Raw genomic sequence first — 18,141 nt, 5'->3', positions numbered from 1 at the left:
CACCCGTCGAGGGCGGGCACCCCGGCCACCGTACAACCGCCCTGCTACTTGGCGTTCTTCCGCTCGACCGCGGCCTTCACCAGCCCGGCGAACAGCGGGTGCGGCCGGGTCGGCCGCGAGCGCAGCTCGGGGTGGGCCTGCGTGGCGACCAGGTAGGGGTGGACGTCGCGCGGGTACTCCACGTACTCGACGAGCTTGCCGTCGGGAGAGGTGCCCGAGAAGACGATGCGGGCCTTCTTCTCCAGCTCCGCGCGGTAGGCGTTGTTCACCTCGTAGCGGTGCCGGTGCCGCTCCTCCACGTACTCCTTGCCGTCGTAGACCTCGCGCACGATGGACCCCTCGGCCAGCTTGGCCGGGTACATGCCCAGGCGCATGGTGCCGCCCATGTCGCCCTCGCCGGCGACGATGTCGAGCTGCTCGGCCATGGTCGAGACGACCGGGTGGGAGGTGGCCGCGTCGAACTCGGTGGAGTTGGCATCGGTGATCCCGGCCAGGTTGCGCGCGGCCTCGATGACGATGCACTGCAGGCCCAGGCAGAGCCCGAGCAGCGGGATGCGGTTCTCGCGGGCGTACTGGATCGCGCCGACCTTGCCGGACACCCCCCGGTCGCCGAAGCCGCCGGGGATGCAGACGGCGTCCACGTCGGACAGTTGCTGGGCGGCGCCGGCGGGCGTGCGGCAGTCGTCGGAGGTGACCCACTTGATCTTGACGCGGGTCTTGTTGGCGAAGCCGCCGGCGCGCAGCGCCTCGGTCACCGACAGATAGGCGTCGGGCAGGTCGATGTACTTGCCGACCAGGGCCAGGGTGATCTCGTGGTCGGGGTTGTGGACGCGGTCGAGCAGGTCGTCCCAGGTCGTCCAGTCCACGTCGCGGAACGGCAGGTCCAGCTTGCGGACCGCGTAGGCGTCCAGGCCCTCGGAGTGGACGGTCTTCGGGATGTCGTAGATGGACGGCGCGTCCGGGCAGGCCACCACGGCGGCCTCGTCCACGTCGCACATCAGCGAGATCTTGCGCTTGATCGCCGTCGGCACCTCGCGGTCGCAGCGCAGCACGATCGCGTCCGGCTGGATGCCGATGTTGCGCAGCGCGGCGACGCTGTGCTGGGTCGGCTTGGTCTTCAGCTCGCCCGAGGGGCCGATGTAGGGCAGCAGGGAGATGTGGACCACGAAGACGTTGTCCCGGCCGACCTCGTGGCGGACCTGGCGGACGGTCTCCAGGAACGGCAGCGACTCGATGTCGCCGACCGTGCCGCCGACCTCGGTGATCACGACGTCCACCTCGTCGGTGGCCATGCGCCGGATGCGGTTCTTGATCTCGTTGGTGATGTGCGGGATGACCTGGACGGTGTCGCCCAGGTACTCGCCGCGCCGCTCCTTGGCGATCACCGTGGAGTAGATCTGACCGGTGGTGACGTTGGCGGAGCCGTCGAGGTCGCGGTCGAGGAAGCGCTCGTAGTGGCCGATGTCCAGGTCGGTCTCGGCGCCGTCGTTGGTGACGAACACCTCGCCGTGCTGGAAGGGGTTCATCGTGCCCGGGTCCACGTTGATGTACGGGTCGAGCTTCTGCATCACGACACGAAGGCCCCGCGCCTTGAGCAGCATGCCCAGGCTGGAGGCGGTCAGCCCCTTGCCGAGCGAGGAGGCGACACCCCCGGTGACGAAGATGTGCTTGGTCGTCGTGGCGGTGCTGTTTCGGAAAGCAGCGGGCGGCATGGCCAAGAGGAGGCTCCCGTGGTCGGTCTGGGGGTGCGGTGCCGGGGTTTCTCGCCCACCGGTCCACGGGCTACCAGGGTATCAGCGACCGGGCCGGACGGCGTCCGGGCACGGTGCGTACGCGCTCCGACACGGAGGTGTAATACCCATGCGTTATCCGCGGAGCGGGCCGCGGATCATCAGCGTGCGTCGTATCCTGCTCGGACACTCGCTGCCGAGCACGCCGGAGAAACGGCACCACCCCCGCCCGTAGGCACCGGAACAACGAGAGCTCGTCAGTTCGTTGAGCGACAATGGTCGTTTGCCCCCGGGGCATCACGACGGTTGTGCCCCACCGCTCGACGACGCACTACAAAACCCCTTGACCGCACTAGCGACAGCCCCCCATGGGGCTTACGTGGCCGTTCGACTGGAGTTGCACGTGGCCGGGCGCATCGAAGACTACGCACTCATCGGAGACATGCAGACCGCCGCACTGGTCTGCCGGGACGGCACAGTCGACTGGCTGTGCCTGCCCCGCTTCGACTCGCATGCCGTCTTCGCCGGCCTGCTGGGCACCGAGGAGCACGGATTCTGGCGGATCGGCCCGGCGCACGCCGCCGACGCCGAGCCCCCGACGGCGACCCGGCGCCGCTACCGCGGCGACTCGCTGATCCTGGAATCCGAGTGGGACACCCCGCGCGGCACGGTCCGCGTGACCGATTTCATGCCCCCGCGCGACGGCGCGCCGCAGGTGATCCGGATCGTGGAGGGCGTCTCCGGCCGGGTCCCGATGCGCTCCGCGCTGCGGATGCGGTTCTCCTACGGCCGGATCGTGCCGTGGGTGCACAAGCACGACGGGCGCACGGTCGCCGTCGCGGGGCCGGACTCGGTGTGGTTCGACACCCCCGTGGACACCTACGGCAAGGCGCTCACCACGTACTCCGACTTCACCGTCGGCCCCGGCGACCGGATCGCGTTCACGATCTCCTGGCAGGCCTCGCACAAGGAGCCGCCGCCCCTGCCGGAGCCGGAGCAGTCGCTGGAGGCGACGGAGGACTTCTGGCGCGAGTGGGTCGAGCACTGTACGTACCACGGCCCCTACCGCGAGGCGGTGGTCCGCTCCCTGATCACCCTGAAGGCGCTCACGTACGCTCCCACCGGCGGCATCGTCGCCGCCCCGACCACCTCCCTGCCGGAGGAGATCGGCGGCGTGCGCAACTGGGACTACCGCTACACCTGGCTGCGGGACGCCGCGATCACCCTGTCCTCGCTGCTGCGCACCGGCTACCGCGAGGAGGCCCGCGCCTGGCGCGAGTGGCTGCTGCGCGCGGTCGCGGGCGACCCGGAGAACCTGCAGATCATGTACGGCATCGCGGGCGAGCGCGAGCTGGGCGAGGCCGAGCTGGACTGGCTGCCCGGCTACGAGAACTCCGCCCCGGTCCGCGTCGGCAACGGCGCCGCGCACCAGCTCCAGCTGGACGTGTACGGCGAGGTCACCGAGGCCCTGCACCTGGCCCACATGACCGGCCTGGCCCGCAGCGACTACGCCTCGCTGCTCCAGCTGAAGCTGATCCGCTACCTGGAGGACCACTGGCAGGATCCGGACGAGGGCATCTGGGAGGTGCGCGGCCCGCGCCGCCACTTCGTGCACTCCAAGGTCATGGCCTGGGTCGCCGTCGACCGCACGATCAAGCTGCTGGAGTCCGGCGACGCCGACGGCCCGCTGGAGCGCTGGCGCGAGCTGCGCGACGACATCCACCGGGACGTGTGCGAGAAGGGCTACGACAAGGAGCGCAACACCTTCACCCAGTCCTACGGCTCCAAGGAGCTGGACGCCTCGCTGCTGCTGATCCCGCAGATGGGCTTCCTGCCGCCGGACGACAAGCGGGTGATCGGCACCATCGAGGCGATCCAGCGCGAACTGTCCACGCCGGACGGCTTCATCCTGCGCTACCCCACCTCCGGCGAGGACGAGGGCGTCGACGGCCTGCCCGGCGACGAGGGCGCCTTCCTGGCCTGCTCGTTCTGGATGGCGGACGACCTGGCGATGATCGGCCGGGTGGACGAGGCCCGCAAGCTGTTCGAGAAGCTGCTCTCCCTGCGCAACGACCTCGGACTGCTCGCCGAGGAGTGGGACCCGCGGCTCAAGCGCCAGGTGGGCAACTTCCCGCAGGCCTTCAGCCACGTCCCGCTGATCGACACCGCGCTGCGGCTGACGGCGTCGGGGGCGTACGGTGGCTGAGCCGGCGCCCGCCCCCGGAGATGCCCGTCGAACGGGCGTCCGGGTAGCGTCCGCTGCATGAACAGCCGCACCGACCATCCCTTCGACGGCCCGGGCGCCGGCATCACCGTGCAGCGGGCGCTGGAGCTGCCCGGGCTGCGCAGCGGCCTGCCGGAGGTGCTCGCGGGCGCCGACCGGCTGCGGCGGACCGTGCGCTGGGTGCACGCGGGCGAGGTGCCGAACATCGCCTCGCTGCTGAAGGGCGGCGAGCTGCTGCTGACCACCGGGTACGGCATGGGCACGCGGCCCGCCGAGCAGCGGGCGTTCGTGCGGACCCTGGCCGAGCGGGGCATCGCGGCCCTGGTGATCGAGCTGGGGCCGCGCTTCGCCCGGCTGCCCGCGACCGTGGTGGACACGGCCCGCTCGGCCGGGCTGCCGCTGGTCCAGCTGCACCGCGAGGTGCCGTTCGTCACGGTCACGGAGGAGATCCACACCGAGATCGTCAACGGCCACTACGCGCTGCTCCAGCAGGCCGAGGAGGTGCACCGGCGGTGCACGGAGGCGCTGCTGGCGGGCGGTGGGGCGCCGCAGGTGCTGGCCGTTCTGGCCGACTTCGGCGGCAACCCGGTCTTCCTGGAGACCTCGGACGGGCGGCTGCTGTACGCCGCCGGTGCCGGTCCCGAGGGCGCCGACCCGCTCCAGGTGTGGGAGGGGCTGCGCGGCCCGCACCGGGAGGCGCCGCCGCCGGCCGGGTCGGTGCTGGTGGACGTGCCGGGCGGGGCCGGTGCGGGGTCGGGCCCGGTGCGGGCGCGGCTGGTGCTGCTGCCGGTGCGGCGGCCGCTGGCGCCGGTGCACCGGATCGCCGCCGAGCGCACCGCGGGCATCCTGGCGGTGGTGCTGATGCAGGCCCGCCAGGAGGAGGAGCTGGCCGCGCGCGGACGCGGCGACTTCCTCACCGACCTGGCGGAGGGCCGGATCGCCGCGCAGGACGCCCCGGCGCAGGCACGGGTGCTGGGTTTTCGGCCGGGCGACGGCCCGCTGCTGCCGGTGGTGATGCGGCTGGGCGAGGTGCTGTCGCCCGGCGGCGGCTGGGCGGTGCTGGCGCGGGCGGTCACGGAGGAGCTGGCCGCGGTGGGCGTGCCGGCGCTGCTGGGCGTACGGCCGGTGGAGGGACGCGTTCCGCTGCTGCTGGGGCTGCGGTCGGAGTCGGAGCGCCCGGCGGTGGCCGACCGGGTGGCGGCGGCGCTGCGGGCCGGTGTGGAGCGGTCGGGGGTACGGCGGCCGGGCGCGCAGCCGCCGGTGGTGGTCGTCGGGGTGGCCGGAGGCTGGGCGGCGGCGTCGGCGGGGCTGCGGCACGCGGCGGAGACGGCGAACGCGGCCCGGGGACTGCCGGAGCAGCCGTGGTACGACGCCCGCCGCCTGGACATCGACCTGCTGCTGTGGCGGCTGCGGGACCACCCTGACCTCGCGGCGTTCGTGGACCGCGCGATCGGGCCGGTGCGCGAGCACGACCGACGCTCCCGGCCGCCGCTGCTGCCGACCCTGGAGACCTATCTCGCGCACGCCGGCCGCAAGGCGGAGACCGCGCGCGAGCTGCACCTCAACCGGCAGACCCTCTACAACCGCCTCGCCCGGATCGGCGAGTTGCTCGGCACCGACCTGGACGACCCGCAGACCGTCCTGGCGTTGAGCCTCGCACTGCGGGCGCGCAGACATGTGGAATAGCCGGGCCGGGTCGGCTCGCCGATCGGCGGAGCCGGTCCGGCGCGCAGGCTCGTCGATGGGCCGGGCCCGGCCGGCTCGCGGGTCGACCGGTGGGTCCGGCCCGCCGAGTCGCCGTTGGCCGAGCCGGTCAGATCAGCGGCCGGGGCTGCGTCAACTCGTCGTAGACGCTGAGGACTTGGGCGACCGTCTCGTCCTCGGTCGGCCAGGTGGCCGCCTGCCGTACGCCCCTGTCCCGCAGCTCCTCCCGGCGTTCGGGGTCGCCGAGGAGGCGGACGACGGCGTCGGCGAGGGCTCGGGCGTTGCCCGGCGGGACGAGTTCGGCGGCGTCGCCGACGAGTTCGGGGATGCCGCCGACCGCGGAGGCCACCAGCGGCACCCGCGCGTGCAGGGCTTCCTGGGCGAGGACGGAACGGGACTCCCAGTGGCTCGGCAGCAGTGCGAGGTCGGCGGCCGTGAGGAGTTCGGCCACGTCGTCACGGCGGCCGATGAGCCGCACCGGCAGGTCCTCGCCCTCGATGCGGCGCTGCAACTCCGGGCGCAGCGGCCCCTCTCCGGCGATGGCGACGAGCGGGGCCGGGTCCAGCCGGCGCCAGGCGTGCGCGGCGTCCAGCAGGACGTCGTAGCCGCGCCGGCCGTCGAGGGAGCCGACGGCCATCAGCAACGGGCGGCCGGTGACGCCGAGTTCCGCACGGATCTTGGAGCGCAGCCGGTCGGGGTCGCCCTGCCGCGGCGGGGTGCGCCGTCCGGGCAGGGTGATCCCCGCGAGCCGGGCGTCGCGGGCACCGGAGCGTCGCGCCCGGTCGACCAGGCCGGAGGTGGTCCCGAGCACCACCGACGCCGTCCGCGCCACCCGCCGCTCCAGCAGGCGCAGCAGATGGGCGCGCGCGCCCTCGGCGTGGGCCCGGTCGTGCCAGGTGACGACGAGCGGGGTGTCGCGCCCGCCGAGCGCGAGGACGGCCCGGAAGGAGGCGTGCAGCCCGTGGGCGTGGACGAGGTCGGCGTCCCGGCACGCGGCCCGCAGCGCGCCGACGGACGCCGGGTCGCTGCTGCGCGGCACGGGAACGAGGTCGGCGCCGGCCCCGGTGAAGTCGTGGGTGTGATCCGCCTCCAGGGGGGCGCACACCGTGACGCGCACGCCCCTCGCGACGAGCCCCGCGGACAGCGAGCGCACGTGCGCGCTGCTGCCGGCGTTGCCGCCGCCCAGCACCTGCACGGTGCGTAGCGCCGGCTGGCCGTGCGGTGCGCGGCTGCTCACGGGGGTCACCTGGCCGGGGGCTCCTGATTCGGCGTCGGTCGGTCACGACGTTCACGACGGTCACGGAGAAACGTACAGAAGGACCGGACGGATGGGGTGTACCGCCCGGGCTCCTGCCCGTACCCGCCAAGCATGCCAGGGCGGACGGCGGTTGCGGCACCGCCGGCTCCCGCGCCCCCGCCCCGGACGGGGACCGGGGTCACTCACACGAGTGACCCCGCCGACCGGTTCCGCCGGGCCGGCGCCTCAGACGTCCGCCCGGGCCGTGGCGAGCAGCTCCTCCGCGTGCGCCCGGGCCGTCTCGGAGTCCTCCTGGCCGGCCAGCATCCGCGACAGCTCACGGATCCGGTCCTCGCCCTCCAGCACCTTCACGCCGGACCGGGTCACCGACCCGTCGTTGGTCTTCTCCACCAGCAGCTGCCGGTCCGCGAAGGCGGCCACCTGCGGCAGGTGCGTCACCACGACGACCTGCGCGGTCTTCGCGAGCCGCGCCAGTCGCCGCCCGATCTCGACCGCCGCCTTGCCGCCGACGCCGGCGTCCACCTCGTCGAAGAGATACGTCGGCACCGGGTCCGTACCCGCGAAGACCACCTCCACGGCGAGCATCACACGCGACAGCTCACCGCCCGAGGCGCCCTTGGCGATGGGCCGGGGCGGCGCGCCCGGATGCGGCTGGAGCAGCAGCTCGACCTCGTCCGCGCCGGCCGGCCCGTACGCCACCGGGCGGCCGCCGACCTCGACGCCGTCCGGGTCCTCGGTCTGCCGGATCGCGAACGACACCCGCGCGTGGGGCATCGCCAGCGACGCCAGCTCGGCCGTCACCGCCGCGGCGAACTTCTCCGCCGCCGCCGTCCGCGCGTCCGTCAGCGCCTGGGCGAGGCCGCCCAGTTCGGCGCGGAGCGCGTCCCGCTCGGCGGTCAGCTCGTCGATGCGGGAGTCGTCGCCGTCCAGCTCGGTCAGCCGGGCGGCGCCCCGCTCGGCCCAGGCCAGCACGGCCGACACGTCCTCGCCGTACTTGCGGGTGAGGGCGGTGAGCGCGGCCCGCCGCTCCTCGACCGCCGCGAGCCGCAGCGGATCGGCGTCCAGGTCGTCGGCGTACCCGGCCAGCTCCCCGGCCACGTCGCCCAGCAGGATGCCGATCTCCCCGATCCGGTCGGCGAGCGCGGCCAGCGCCGGGTCGTGCGACCGTACGGCCTCCAGCGCCCGGTGCGCGCCCGCGACCAGCGTGGCGGCGTCCACGCTCTCCGGGTCCTCGGGGTTGCCCGCCAGCGCGACGTGCGCGGCCGACGCGGCGGAGGCCAGCGCCTCCGCGTGCCCGAGCCGCTCGGCCTCCTCGGCCAGCTCCGCGTCCTCGCCGGCGCGCGGCTCGACGGCCGCGATCTCGTCGAGCCCGTAGCGCAGCATGTCGGCCTCCTGGGCCCGCTCGCGCGCCCGGGTGGTGATCTCCTCCAGCTCGGCGGAGACGGCCCGCAGCCTCTTGTACGCCTTGGTGTACTCGGCCAGCGGCGCGGAGACCGCGTCCCCGGCGTACCGGTCCAGGGCCTGCCGCTGCCGGGACTGCTTGAGCAGGCCCTGCTGGTCGGTCTGCCCGTGCACGGCGACCAGTTCGTCCGCCAGCTCGGCGAGCACCCCCACGGGCACGGACCGCCCGCCCAGGTGCGCCCGCGAGCGCCCCTCGGCGGACACGGTACGGCTGATCAGCAGCGCCCCGTCGTCCAGCTCGGCGCCGGCCTCCTCGGCCCGTACGGCCGCGGAGGCGTCCGCGGGCACGGTGATCCGCCCCTCGACGACCGCGTTCCTGGCCCCGATCCGCACGAGCGCCGGGTCCGCGCGCCCGCCGAGCAGCAGGCCCAGGCTGGTGACCACCATCGTCTTGCCCGCGCCCGTCTCACCGGTGACCGCCGTGAACCCGGGCGACAGCTCGACGACCGCGTCGTCGATGACTCCGAGCGACCGTATCCGCATCTCCTCCAACACGGACACGACCATACGAGGTCGGCGCCGCGATGTGCGACCGGCCCACCCTTGTCACCCACAGGAGGGACGCTGCCGAGGGACGCGGGAAACCGCGCGGCCAGCCCCGGACAACCCGCACACGCCGACGACACCCGGCCCCGCCCCGCGGAGCGGCCAGGGGGTGTCTGACACCTACCCCCTAGTGCGGAGCCCCCCGCCACCCGGACACCGGCAGCGCGAACTTGGCCACCAGCCGGTCGGTGAACGAGGCGTGGTGCAGCCGGGCCAGCCGCACGGGCACGGCCCCGCGCCGCACCTCCACCCGCGCCCCGGCCGGCAGCTCCACCGTCCGCCTGCCGTCGCACCACAGCACGCCCGGCGGAATGTGCGGCAGCACCTCCACGGCGAGCACCGAGTCCGGGGAGGTCACCAGCGGCTTGGCGAACAGGGCGTGGGCGCTGATCGGCACCATGAGCAGCGCCTCCACCTCGGGCCACACCACCGGCCCGCCCGCGGAGAACGCGTACGCCGTGGACCCGGTCGGCGTCGACAGCACGATGCCGTCGCAGCCGAACCCGGTGACCGGCCGCCCGTCGATCTCGAGGACGACCTCCAGCAGCTTCTCGGCGCCCGCCTTCTGCACGGCCGCCTCGTTCAGCGCCCAGTCGGTGTGCACGATGTCGCCGTTGCGGTGGACGACGACGTCGACGGTCATCCGCTCCTCGACCTCGTAGGCGCGGGACACCACCCGGTCGACCACCTTGTCGAGGTCGTCGCGCTCGGCCTCGGCGAGGAAACCGACCCGCCCGAGGTTGACGCCGAGCATCGGCACCCCGGACGCCCGGGCGAACTCGGCGCCGCGCAGCAGCGTCCCGTCGCCGCCCAGCACGATCAGCAGCTCGCACCCGTCGAGGCACTGCGGGGTCGCCTCGCCGACCAGCTCCACCTCGCCCGGCAGCGGCAGATCGCGCGCCTCCGCCTCCAGGACCCGCACCCCGAGCCCGGACTGCAGCAGGCCCCGCACCACCAGTTCGGCACTGCGAATGGCCGCGGGCCGCCCGGTGTGGGCGAGCAGGAAAACAGTACGAGCTCGGTTCTGTGTCAACGCGGCCCCTCCGCCACTGCACGGTCTACGTCGGCCGGGTCCAGTCGGGGAGCCCCGGCCCGCAGCCACAGAAAGTACTCGACGTTCCCCGAGGGCCCGGGCAGCGGACTGGCGGTCACGCCCTTCACCCCGAGCCCCAGCTCCCAGGCCCGCTCGGCCACCTGGCGCACGGCCTCCGCGCGCAGCTGCGGACTGCGGACCACTCCCCCGCTGCCCAGCCGCTCCTTGCCCACCTCGAACTGCGGCTTGACCATCATCACCAGGTCGGCGTCCGGCCGCACGCACCGCACCAGCGCGGGCAGCACCAGCCCGAGCGGGATGAAGGACAGATCCCCCACGACCAGGTCCACCGGCTCGCCGTCGATCGCCTCCGGCGTCAACTCGCGTACGTTCGTACGGTCCTTGACGGTGACGCGTTCATCGCTCCGCAGCGACCAGGCCAGCTGCCCGTACCCGACGTCCACGGCGACGACGTGCGCGGCGCCCGCGCGCAGCAGCACATCGGTGAAACCGCCGGTGGACGCGCCGGCGTCCAGCGCCCGCCGCCCCTCGACCGTGAGCCCCTGCGGGACGAACGCCGCGAGCGCGCCGGCGAGCTTGTGGCCGCCGCGGGAGACGTACTCGGGGTCGCCGTCGTCGGCGGCGACGACGATGGCCGCCGCGGTCTCCACCTGCGTGGCCGGCTTGGTCGCGACGGTCTTGCCGACGCTGACCCGGCCGGCGGCAATCAGCTGGCTCGCGTGCTCGCGCGAGCGCGCCAGCTTGCGGCGGACCAGCTCCGCGTCGAGACGGCGGCGTGCGACTCCTGCCACGTTCGGTTCAGCTCCTGTTCGCGTACGGCGTGCCGGGCTCGCGGCCCGAAGGGTCTGGTCGGGGGGTGGTGGTCGGGTGACGGACGGAAGGGGGCGCCGGAGGTCCCGGGCGGGCGTCGAGCGCGGTGAGCGCGTCGCGCAGCCCCCGGTGCACATCCTCGTACACCTCGACGTGTCCGTCCGTGGCGAGGTAGTCGGCGTCCGCGAGCCGCTCCAGGCAGGCGTCGATCCCGGCGTCGCCGGTGGGGGTGCGGGGCACGTGCAGCGGGGCCGGGGCGGCGGGGCCGGGCTCGGGCCCCTGCTCGCGCTCCTCGGGCGCCCCTGCGTCGGGAACGGTGTCGCTCATGCCCCGACGCTACCGCGATCCGCTGCGGTACCGTCGGTGGCGATGGCCACGATCGAGGAGTGCCGTACCGCACTCGAGAAGTTCTCGGAGAACCTGCGGGGCGCCGAGGGCGACGCGCGCGACGCCGCCGCCATGGACCGCTCGGTGAGCTGCCATGTCACGGACCTGGACGTCACCTTCGCCGGCCGCCTCATGGACGGCCGGATCGAGGTGCACGACACGTTCCCGGGCCCGCCGCGCGAGAAGGCCCAGATCAGGCTGGCGCTGGCCGGCGGCGACCTGGTGGCCCTGGTCGACGGCGAGCTGGACTTCGCCCGGGCCTGGGGCTCGGGCCGGGTGAAGCTGGAGGCGGGGCTGCGGGACCTGTTCCGGCTCAGGAAGCTGCTGTAGCCCCGCGGCTCACGACGCCTCCGTAGCTCTCCGGCCAGGAAGCCCGCGCAGTCCCCGGCTCAGGAAGCCCTGTGGCCTCCCGGCCATGAAGCCTGCGCAGTCCTCCCGCTCAGGAAGCCTCCGCGGCGGACGCCGTCACCCGCTCCCGCGCCTTGCGGGCGGCCGGCACGATCAGCGGGGTGCCCGTCTCCGGGTCCTCGATGACCTGGCAGCGCAGGCCGAAGACCTCCTCCACCAGCTCGGCGGTGACGATGTCGTTGGGCGCGCCCTCGGCGACCACCGTGCCGCCGCGCAGGGCGATGAGGTGGGTGGCGTAGCGGGCGGCGTGGTTGAGGTCGTGCAGCACGGCCACCAGCGTGCGGCCCTGCTCCTCGTGCAGCTCGGCGCACAGGTCGAGCACGTCGATCTGGTGCTGGATGTCCAGGTATGTCGTCGGCTCGTCCAGCAGCAGCAGCGGCGTCTGCTGGGCGAGGGCCATCGCGATCCACACCCGCTGGCGCTGGCCGCCGGACAGCTCGTCCACGTACCGGTCGGCGAGTTCGGCGACCCCGGTCTGCGCCATGGACTCCTGGACGACCCGCTCGTCCTCGGTCGACCACTGGCGCAGGATGCCCTGGTGCGGGTACCGGCCGCGGCCGACCAGGTCGGCGACCGTGATGCCGTCGGGCGCGATGGACGACTGGGGCAGCAGCCCGAGGGTGCGGGCGACCTTCTTGGCGGGCATCGACTGGATGACCTGCCCGTCCAGCAGCACCCGGCCCTCGCTGGGCCTGAGCATCCGCGACAGGGCGCGCAGCAGCGTGGACTTGCCGCAGGCGTTGGGGCCGACGATGACTGTGAAGGAGTTGTCGGGGATGGACACCGACAGCTGTTCGGCGATGACGCGCTGGTCGTACGCGAGGGTGACGTTCTCGGCGGACAGACGGTTCACGGTGCTCCTTCGGTCGGTCAGCCCGCTGCTGACATGGTGGTTCGGCCCTCGGTCGGCCGGGGGCGCCGTCGCGCTGCCGGCGCTCATACCCGGCCCGCCCTGCGCTCGGTGACCAGCAGCCACAGCAGGTAGACGCCGCCGAGCACGCCGGTGACGACGCCCACGGGCAGCTGGTCGGCGCCGAAGACGCGCTGCGAGGTCCAGTCGGCGACGAGGAGGAGGGCGGCGCCCATGCACATCGACGGGACCAGGTTGGGGCCCGGCGAGCGGGTCAGCCGGCGGGCGAGCTGGGGGGCGGTGAGCGCCACGAAGCTGACCGGGCCGGCGGCGGCGGTGGCGGCGGCGGTCAGCAGCACGGCGGCCACCAGCAGCACCGCCCGCACCCGCTCGACGCGCACGCCGAGGGCGTGGGAGACGTCGTCGCCCATCTCCAGCATCCGCAGCCCGCGCGCGTTGGCGAGGACCAGCGGCACGAGGACTGCGCACAGCCACAGCAGCGGCCAGACCTGCTCCCAGTCGCGGCCGCTGAGCGACCCGGTCATCCACACCACCGCGCGGGCGGCGTCGACCATGTCGGCCTTGGTCAGCAGATAGCCGTTGACGGCCGTGACGATGGCGGACATGCCGATGCCGACCAGCACCAGCCGGTAGCCGTGCACACCCTGCTTCCACGCCAGCAGATAGATGGCGAGGCCGGTGGCCAGACCACCGATCAGCGCCCCGATGGTGACGTCACGGGCGTCGCCGGAGACCAGCACGATCACCACGAGCGCGCCCGCCGTCGCCCCCTGCCCGAGGCCGAGGACGTCCGGACTGCCCAGCGGATTGCGGGAGATGGACTGGAACAGCGCACCGCCGAGGCCGAGCGAGGCGCCCACCAGCAGCCCGACGAGGACCCGGGGCAGGCGCAGGTCGTTGACGATGAACTCCTGCCCGGGGTCGCCCTGCCCGAACAGCGTCCTGAGCACGTCGCCGGCGGCGATGGGGAAGTCTCCGGTCCCGATGAGCAGCACGCCGGCGGCGAGGACGAGCACCAGCAGCAGCACGACGACGACGAGGGCCCGCAGGTCCAGGCGGAGCGACAGCCCGCCCGGCGACCGCACGGCACGGGGAGCGTCGGACTTCACAGCAAGGGCGTTCTTCACAGCTGGGCCGTCCTCCGCCGTCGTACGAGAAAGATGAAGACCGGGCCGCCGAGGAGCGCGGTGACGATGCCGACCTGGAGTTCGGCGGGCCGGGCGACGATCCGGCCGAGGACGTCGGCGCCGAGCAGCAGCACCGGCGACAGGACGGCCGCGTACGGCAGGATCCAGCGCATGTCGGGCCCGGTGAAGGACCGTACGACGTGCGGCACCATCAGGCCTACGAACATGATCGGCCCGCACGCGGCGGTCGCCGCCCCGCACAGCACGGTGGCGGCGAGCATGGACAGCGCGCGGTTGCGGTTCAGATGGGCGCCGAGCGCCTTGGCGGTGTCGTCGCCCATGGCCATGGCGTTCAGCGGCCGGGCCAGGGCGAGCGCGAGGAGCGAGCCGACGACGAGGAACGGCAGCACCTGGACGATGGTCCGGTCGGTCGCGGAGCCCAGCGAGCCGACGGTCCAGAAGCGCATCCGGTCCAGCGCCGCCTCGTCCATGATCATCAGCGCTTGGAGGTAGCCGTACAGGGCCGCGCTGATCGCGGTGCCCGCGAGGGCGAGCCGCACCGGCGTGGCGCCCCGGCTGCCGCCGAGGAACCAGACCAGCGCGCCGACCGAGGCGGCGCCGAGGAAGGCGAACCACACATAGCCGTTGACGCTGGTGACGCCGAAGAAGGTGATGGCCGTGACGACCGCGGCGGACGCGCCGGCGTTGATGCCCAGCAGGCCGGGGTCGGCCAGCGGATTGCGCGTCAGGGCCTGGAGGACCGCCCCGGACAGGCCGAGCGCGGCGCCCGCGAGCAGCCCGAGGAGCGTCCGGGACAGCCGCTCGCCGACGACGACGTCGGCGTACGTCCCGGTGTCCTGGAACAGGCCGTGCCAGACCTCGTCCAGGGACAGCTCCTTCGCGCCGATCGCGATGCTCGCCAGCGCGACGAGCACCAGGATCGCCACGGAGACGAGCAGCCCGAAGGCACGTATCGCCCGGCGGTTCGAGGGCGCAGGGGCGATGTCCGCGCGCTGTTCGGGAGGACTTTCAACCAACACGAGGTTAGGTTAGCCTACCCTCCTATTGGATCAAGATCCTGAGCACGGTCGAAAGGTGACGATCACATCACCTCACGACCGTCGCGCCCGTCAGTCCCGACAGGGCCTCAGATGCCCAGCCTCGCCAGCGCCTTGCTGCCGTCGAGCGCGCACGAGCCCTCGCCGGCCCCCGTCCAGGCGGCCGCGCACAGCGCCCGCAGCCCGTCCAGCGCCTCGCCGTCTCCCTCCAGTTCCAGCTCCTCCGCACCGGCGGTGGCCGTCCAGCCCCCGCAGCGGAAACCGCCGGCGGCCTCCGTCACGTCCGGCTGCCCGGTGAGCAGCCCGCGCAGATCGGCGTCGACGTAGGTCGGCCGGTGCTGCGGCGGCGCGGCGAGCAGCCGGCGGCCGTCGGTCACGCCGGTGAGCACGAGCAGGGAGTCGACGTCGCCGTTGAACGCGCCCTCGATGTCGGTGTCCAGCCGGTCCCCGACCACCAGCGGGCGCCGCGCGCCCGTCCGCAGGATCGTCTCCCGGTGCATCGGCGGCAGCGGCTTGCCCGCCACCTGCGGCTCGGCGCCCGTCGCGATCCGCACGACCTGCACCGCCGCCCCGTTGCCCGGCGCGATGCCCCGCGCGCTCGGAATCGTCAGGTCGGTGTTGGACGCGAACCACGGCACCCCGCGCGCGATGGCATAGCACGCCTCCGCGAACCGCCCCCAGGGCAGCTCCGGTCCGCCGTACCCCTGCACCACCGCCGCCGGATCGTCGTCCGCCGACTCCACGGGCTCCAGACCCCGCTCGCGCAGCGCCACCCGCAGCCCTTCACCGCCGACCACCAGCACTCGCGCTCCCGCCGGGACCTGCTCGGCGATCAGCCGGGCCACCGCCTGCGCCGAGGTGATCACCTCCGACGCCTCCGCCGGTATCCCCAGCTCGGTCAGATGTCCGGCCACCGCCTCCGGCGTGCGCAGCGCGTTGTTGGTGACGTACGCCAGCCGCATCCCGCCCGCGCTCGCCGCGCCCAGCGACTCCACCGCGTGGGCGATGGCGTCACCGCCCGCGTACACCACCCCGTCCAAATCGAGCAGCGCCGTGTCGTACGCCTCGCTCAGCGCCCGCCCACTGCCCTCGGGCCTGCTCCTGACGCCCCGGCTCATTCCACATCGCTCCTCGCTCGGACGGCTTTCCCCCGATCATCCCCCATGCCACCGACAGCCGTACGCCCCGTACGATGCCGTGATGAACACAGCAGGTCACCCGGAAGCAACGACGCGCCGAGGCCTGGAACTCACCCCGTTCCGAGGCCTTCGCTACGACCCCGACCGGGTCGGCAGTCTGGCCGCCGTGACGTCCCCTCCGTACGACGTGGTGGTCCGCCCGGACGGCGTCCACGCACTCCAGTCCGCGGACCCGCACAACATCGTCCGGCTGATCCTGCCCGAGGCCGCCACCCCGGACGCCCGCAACGAACAGGCCGCCCGCACCCTGCGCCGCTGGCTGTCGGAGGGCGTCCTCGCCGCCGACCCGGAGCCCGCCCTCTACGTCTACGAGCAGCGGGACGTCGACGGCTCGCTCCAGCGCGGCATCATCGGGGCCCTGCGGGTGTCCGACCCCGAGGAGGGCGTCGTGCTGCCGCACGAGGACGTCATGCCGCACATCGTCGCCGACCGCGCGGCCCTGATGCGCGCCACGAGCGCCAACCTCGAACCGCTGCTCCTCACCTACCGCGGCGACGGCCCGGCCGACCCCGCCGCCGAGGTCGTCGAACGCACCGCACAACGGGCCCCGCTGCTCGCCACCACCACGGAGGACGGCGTGCGCCACCGCCTGTGGTCCGTGACCGACCCCGGCGACCTGGACCGCGTCCGCTCCGGCCTGGCCGGCCGCCAGGCCCTGATCGCCGACGGCCACCACCGCTGGGCCACCTACCGCAGGCTCCGCGCCGAGCACCCCTCCCCCAGCCCCTGGGACCACGGCCTGGTCCTCCTGGTCGACACCGCCCGCCACCCGCTGCGGGTCCGCGCCATCCACCGCCTGCTGCACGGCCTCCCGGTCTCCGACGCCGTCGCGGCCCTGCACGGGTTGTTCCGCGTCCGCCGCGTCCAGGCCCCGCTCCCGCAGGCCCTCGCACTCCTCGGCGAAGCGGCGGCGGACGGCAACGCCTTCCTCCTCGCGGGCGACGGCGCCTTCCATCTGGTCGACCGCCCCGACCCGGACCTGCTGGCCCGCACGGTCCCCGCCGACCGTCCTCCGGCCTGGCGCGCCCTGGACGCGACGGTCCTGCACGCCACGCTCCTCGGCCACGTCTGGGGCATTCCCGAGGACTCCCCGGCCCACATCGCCTACATCCACGACGCCTCCGCCACCGTCGGCAAGGCCGAACGCGACGGCGGTACGGCCGTCCTGCTCCACCCGGTCCATGAGGACGTGGTCCGCGACCTGGCCCGCCAGGGCGTGACGATGCCCCGCAAGTCGACGTCCTTCGGTCCGAAGCCGGCGTCGGGCCTGGTGCTGCGCGCGCTGGATCTCTGACGCGCCCCGGACATGCGAGTGGGGGCGGGATCCGTTTCGGATCCCGCCCCCACTCGTCGCGTGCGCGGGTGCGCCGGAGGTCAGTCCTCGTCGCCGTCCTTGCCGGGCGCTGTGTCCACGTCCTCGTCGAGGTCGTCCTCGTCGAGCGCGTCCACGAACTCGACGCCGTCCAGCTCGGCCAGCCGGTCCGACGCGTCCGTGCTGCCGTCGCGGTCGGCCTCGACGGCCTTGGCGAACCACTCCCGCGCCTCCCGCTCGCGCCCGGCCTCGAGGAGCGCGTCGGCGTAGGCGTACCGCAGCCGCGCGGTCCACGGCTGTACGGAGTGGGAGGCCAATTCGGGGCTCTGCAGGGTGACGATGGCCGCGTCGAGCTGTCCCATGTCCCGGCGGGCGCCGGCGGCCACGAGCCGCATCTCCACCTGACCGGCCTTGTCGAGCTTGTGCACTTCGGGGGCCCCGGCCATGTCCAGCGCCTTCTCCGGCCGCCCGAGCCCGCGCTCGCAGTCGGCCATGACGGGCCACAGGTCGACGCCGCCGGTCATCCGCCGCGCCGCCCGGAACTCGGCGAGCGCCTCTGCGTACTTCTGGTTGGCGTACGCCGCGAACCCGGCGGCCTCCCGTACGGCGGCCACGCGCGAGGCGAGCCGGAGGGCGACCTTGGAGTAGGCGTAGGCCTGCTCGGGCTCCTCGTCGATGAGCCGGGCGACCATCACCAGGTTCCTGGCGACGTCCTCCGCGAGCCCCTTCGGCAGGCTCTGGAGCTCCTGCCGCACATCCTTGTCGATCTCGTCGCCGGTGACGTCGTCGGGAATCGGCAGCCGCTTGATCGGCTCCCGGTCGCGCTCCCGCTCCTCACGGAAACGCCCGCCACCAGGACCGCCACGACGGTCGTCCCGCCCCCGGAACCCACCACCGGGACGGCCACCGCGGTCGTCGCGACGGTCGTCACGCCGGTCGTCACGCCGATCATCCCGGCGGTCGTCCCGACGGAAGGGGGGACGCTCACCACG

Annotated in this window: 15 protein-coding genes; 4 read left to right on the top strand and 11 right to left on the bottom strand. The window is 73.8% G+C overall.

Annotated elements, in window-relative coordinates; all coding sequences use genetic code 11:
- Nucleotides 1–44: 44 nt before the first annotated feature.
- Nucleotides 45–1,712: a CTP synthase gene (locus tag ACZ6KF_RS17135; protein WP_469239086.1), complete on the bottom strand. Its 1,668-nt coding sequence runs from the start codon at nucleotides 1,710–1,712 to the stop codon at nucleotides 45–47.
- 421 nt (nucleotides 1,713–2,133) lie between these two features.
- Between ACZ6KF_RS17135 and ACZ6KF_RS17130 the strand changes: the two genes are divergently transcribed.
- A complete protein-coding gene (locus tag ACZ6KF_RS17130) occupies nucleotides 2,134–3,936 on the top strand; it encodes a glycoside hydrolase family 15 protein (protein WP_356627126.1) in 1,803 nt (600 codons plus the stop codon).
- Between the two features lie 57 nt (nucleotides 3,937–3,993).
- Entirely contained in the window at nucleotides 3,994–5,640 is a 1,647-nt protein-coding gene (locus ACZ6KF_RS17125) for a PucR family transcriptional regulator (RefSeq protein ID WP_356626845.1), read from the top strand.
- Nucleotides 5,641–5,767: 127 nt separating this feature from the next.
- On the opposite strand, the gene ACZ6KF_RS17120 is transcribed toward ACZ6KF_RS17125, so the two are convergent.
- From ACZ6KF_RS17120 to ACZ6KF_RS17100, 5 genes are all read right to left on the bottom strand, one after another.
- The gene (locus ACZ6KF_RS17120; RefSeq protein ID WP_356626843.1) at nucleotides 5,768–6,904 is read right to left on the bottom strand and encodes a glycosyltransferase family 4 protein; all 1,137 of its coding nucleotides are present in this window, start codon (nucleotides 6,902–6,904) and stop codon (nucleotides 5,768–5,770) included.
- Nucleotides 6,905–7,141: 237 nt separating this feature from the next.
- A complete protein-coding gene (recN, locus tag ACZ6KF_RS17115; protein WP_469239084.1) occupies nucleotides 7,142–8,884 on the bottom strand; it encodes a DNA repair protein RecN in 1,743 nt (580 codons plus the stop codon).
- Nucleotides 8,885–9,050: 166 nt separating this feature from the next.
- On the bottom strand, nucleotides 9,051–9,956 hold the full coding sequence (locus tag ACZ6KF_RS17110; protein ID WP_356626840.1) for an NAD kinase: 906 nt from the start codon (nucleotides 9,954–9,956) through the stop codon (nucleotides 9,051–9,053).
- Nucleotides 9,953–10,768, bottom strand: a complete 816-nt coding sequence (locus ACZ6KF_RS17105) for a hemolysin (RefSeq protein WP_356626837.1) — start codon at nucleotides 10,766–10,768, stop codon at nucleotides 9,953–9,955. Before ACZ6KF_RS17105 ends, ACZ6KF_RS17110 begins: the two co-directional genes overlap by 4 nt.
- A gap of 7 nt (nucleotides 10,769–10,775) precedes the next feature.
- The gene (locus ACZ6KF_RS17100; protein ID WP_469239082.1) at nucleotides 10,776–11,114 is read right to left on the bottom strand and encodes a hypothetical protein; all 339 of its coding nucleotides are present in this window, start codon (nucleotides 11,112–11,114) and stop codon (nucleotides 10,776–10,778) included.
- Between the two features lie 42 nt (nucleotides 11,115–11,156).
- Between ACZ6KF_RS17100 and ACZ6KF_RS17095 the strand changes: the two genes are divergently transcribed.
- Nucleotides 11,157–11,504, top strand: coding sequence for a sterol-binding protein (locus ACZ6KF_RS17095; protein WP_469159073.1), 348 nt, complete (start codon nucleotides 11,157–11,159; stop codon nucleotides 11,502–11,504).
- Between the two features lie 109 nt (nucleotides 11,505–11,613).
- Here the strand turns inward: ACZ6KF_RS17095 and ACZ6KF_RS17090 are convergent, their stop codons facing one another.
- The 4 genes from ACZ6KF_RS17090 to ACZ6KF_RS17075 form a co-directional block, all read right to left on the bottom strand.
- Nucleotides 11,614–12,435 carry an ABC transporter ATP-binding protein gene (locus tag ACZ6KF_RS17090; protein ID WP_356626831.1) on the bottom strand — a complete coding sequence of 274 codons (822 nt, stop codon included), beginning with the start codon at nucleotides 12,433–12,435 and terminating at the stop codon, nucleotides 11,614–11,616.
- A gap of 83 nt (nucleotides 12,436–12,518) precedes the next feature.
- On the bottom strand, nucleotides 12,519–13,580 hold the full coding sequence (locus tag ACZ6KF_RS17085; protein WP_356626829.1) for a FecCD family ABC transporter permease: 1,062 nt from the start codon (nucleotides 13,578–13,580) through the stop codon (nucleotides 12,519–12,521).
- Nucleotides 13,577–14,620 (bottom strand): FecCD family ABC transporter permease, encoded by a 1,044-nt coding sequence (locus tag ACZ6KF_RS17080; RefSeq protein WP_356626827.1) that lies wholly within the window; start codon nucleotides 14,618–14,620, stop codon nucleotides 13,577–13,579. Before ACZ6KF_RS17080 ends, ACZ6KF_RS17085 begins: the two co-directional genes overlap by 4 nt.
- Nucleotides 14,621–14,727: 107 nt before the next feature.
- Nucleotides 14,728–15,756: an HAD hydrolase-like protein gene (locus ACZ6KF_RS17075; RefSeq protein WP_469239081.1), complete on the bottom strand. Its 1,029-nt coding sequence runs from the start codon at nucleotides 15,754–15,756 to the stop codon at nucleotides 14,728–14,730.
- 82 nt (nucleotides 15,757–15,838) lie between these two features.
- Here ACZ6KF_RS17075 and ACZ6KF_RS17070 point away from each other — a divergent pair, with 82 nt between their 5' ends.
- On the top strand, nucleotides 15,839–17,131 hold the full coding sequence (locus ACZ6KF_RS17070) for a DUF1015 domain-containing protein (RefSeq protein ID WP_469239080.1): 1,293 nt from the start codon (nucleotides 15,839–15,841) through the stop codon (nucleotides 17,129–17,131).
- An 80-nt stretch (nucleotides 17,132–17,211) separates the two neighbouring features.
- Here ACZ6KF_RS17070 and ACZ6KF_RS17065 read toward each other — a convergent pair whose 3' ends face one another.
- The gene (locus tag ACZ6KF_RS17065) at nucleotides 17,212–17,949 is read right to left on the bottom strand and encodes a tetratricopeptide repeat protein (protein ID WP_356627125.1); all 738 of its coding nucleotides are present in this window, start codon (nucleotides 17,947–17,949) and stop codon (nucleotides 17,212–17,214) included.
- Nucleotides 17,950–18,141 lie beyond the last annotated feature (192 nt).

The sequence above is a fragment of the Streptomyces sp. NPDC046379 genome (genome assembly GCF_055587785.1).
The sequence above is the reverse complement of the archived record's forward strand: the minus strand, read 5'-3'. Positions and strand labels throughout refer to the sequence as shown.

What these genes read in the sequence shown, in the direction of transcription:
- ACZ6KF_RS17125 (WP_356626845.1), top strand. Translation starts at nt 3,994, where the DNA reads ATGAACAGCCGCACCGACCATCCCTTCGACGGCCCGGGCGCCGGCATC.
- recN (WP_469239084.1), bottom strand. Translation starts at nt 8,884, where the DNA reads ATGGTCGTGTCCGTGTTGGAGGAGATGCGGATACGGTCGCTCGGAGTC.
- ACZ6KF_RS17075 (WP_469239081.1), bottom strand. Translation starts at nt 15,756, where the DNA reads ATGAGCCGGGGCGTCAGGAGCAGGCCCGAGGGCAGTGGGCGGGCGCTG.
- ACZ6KF_RS17095 (WP_469159073.1), top strand. Translation starts at nt 11,157, where the DNA reads ATGGCCACGATCGAGGAGTGCCGTACCGCACTCGAGAAGTTCTCGGAG.
- ACZ6KF_RS17070 (WP_469239080.1), top strand. Translation starts at nt 15,839, where the DNA reads ATGAACACAGCAGGTCACCCGGAAGCAACGACGCGCCGAGGCCTGGAA.
- ACZ6KF_RS17135 (WP_469239086.1), bottom strand. Translation starts at nt 1,712, where the DNA reads ATGCCGCCCGCTGCTTTCCGAAACAGCACCGCCACGACGACCAAGCAC.
- ACZ6KF_RS17100 (WP_469239082.1), bottom strand. Translation starts at nt 11,114, where the DNA reads ATGAGCGACACCGTTCCCGACGCAGGGGCGCCCGAGGAGCGCGAGCAG.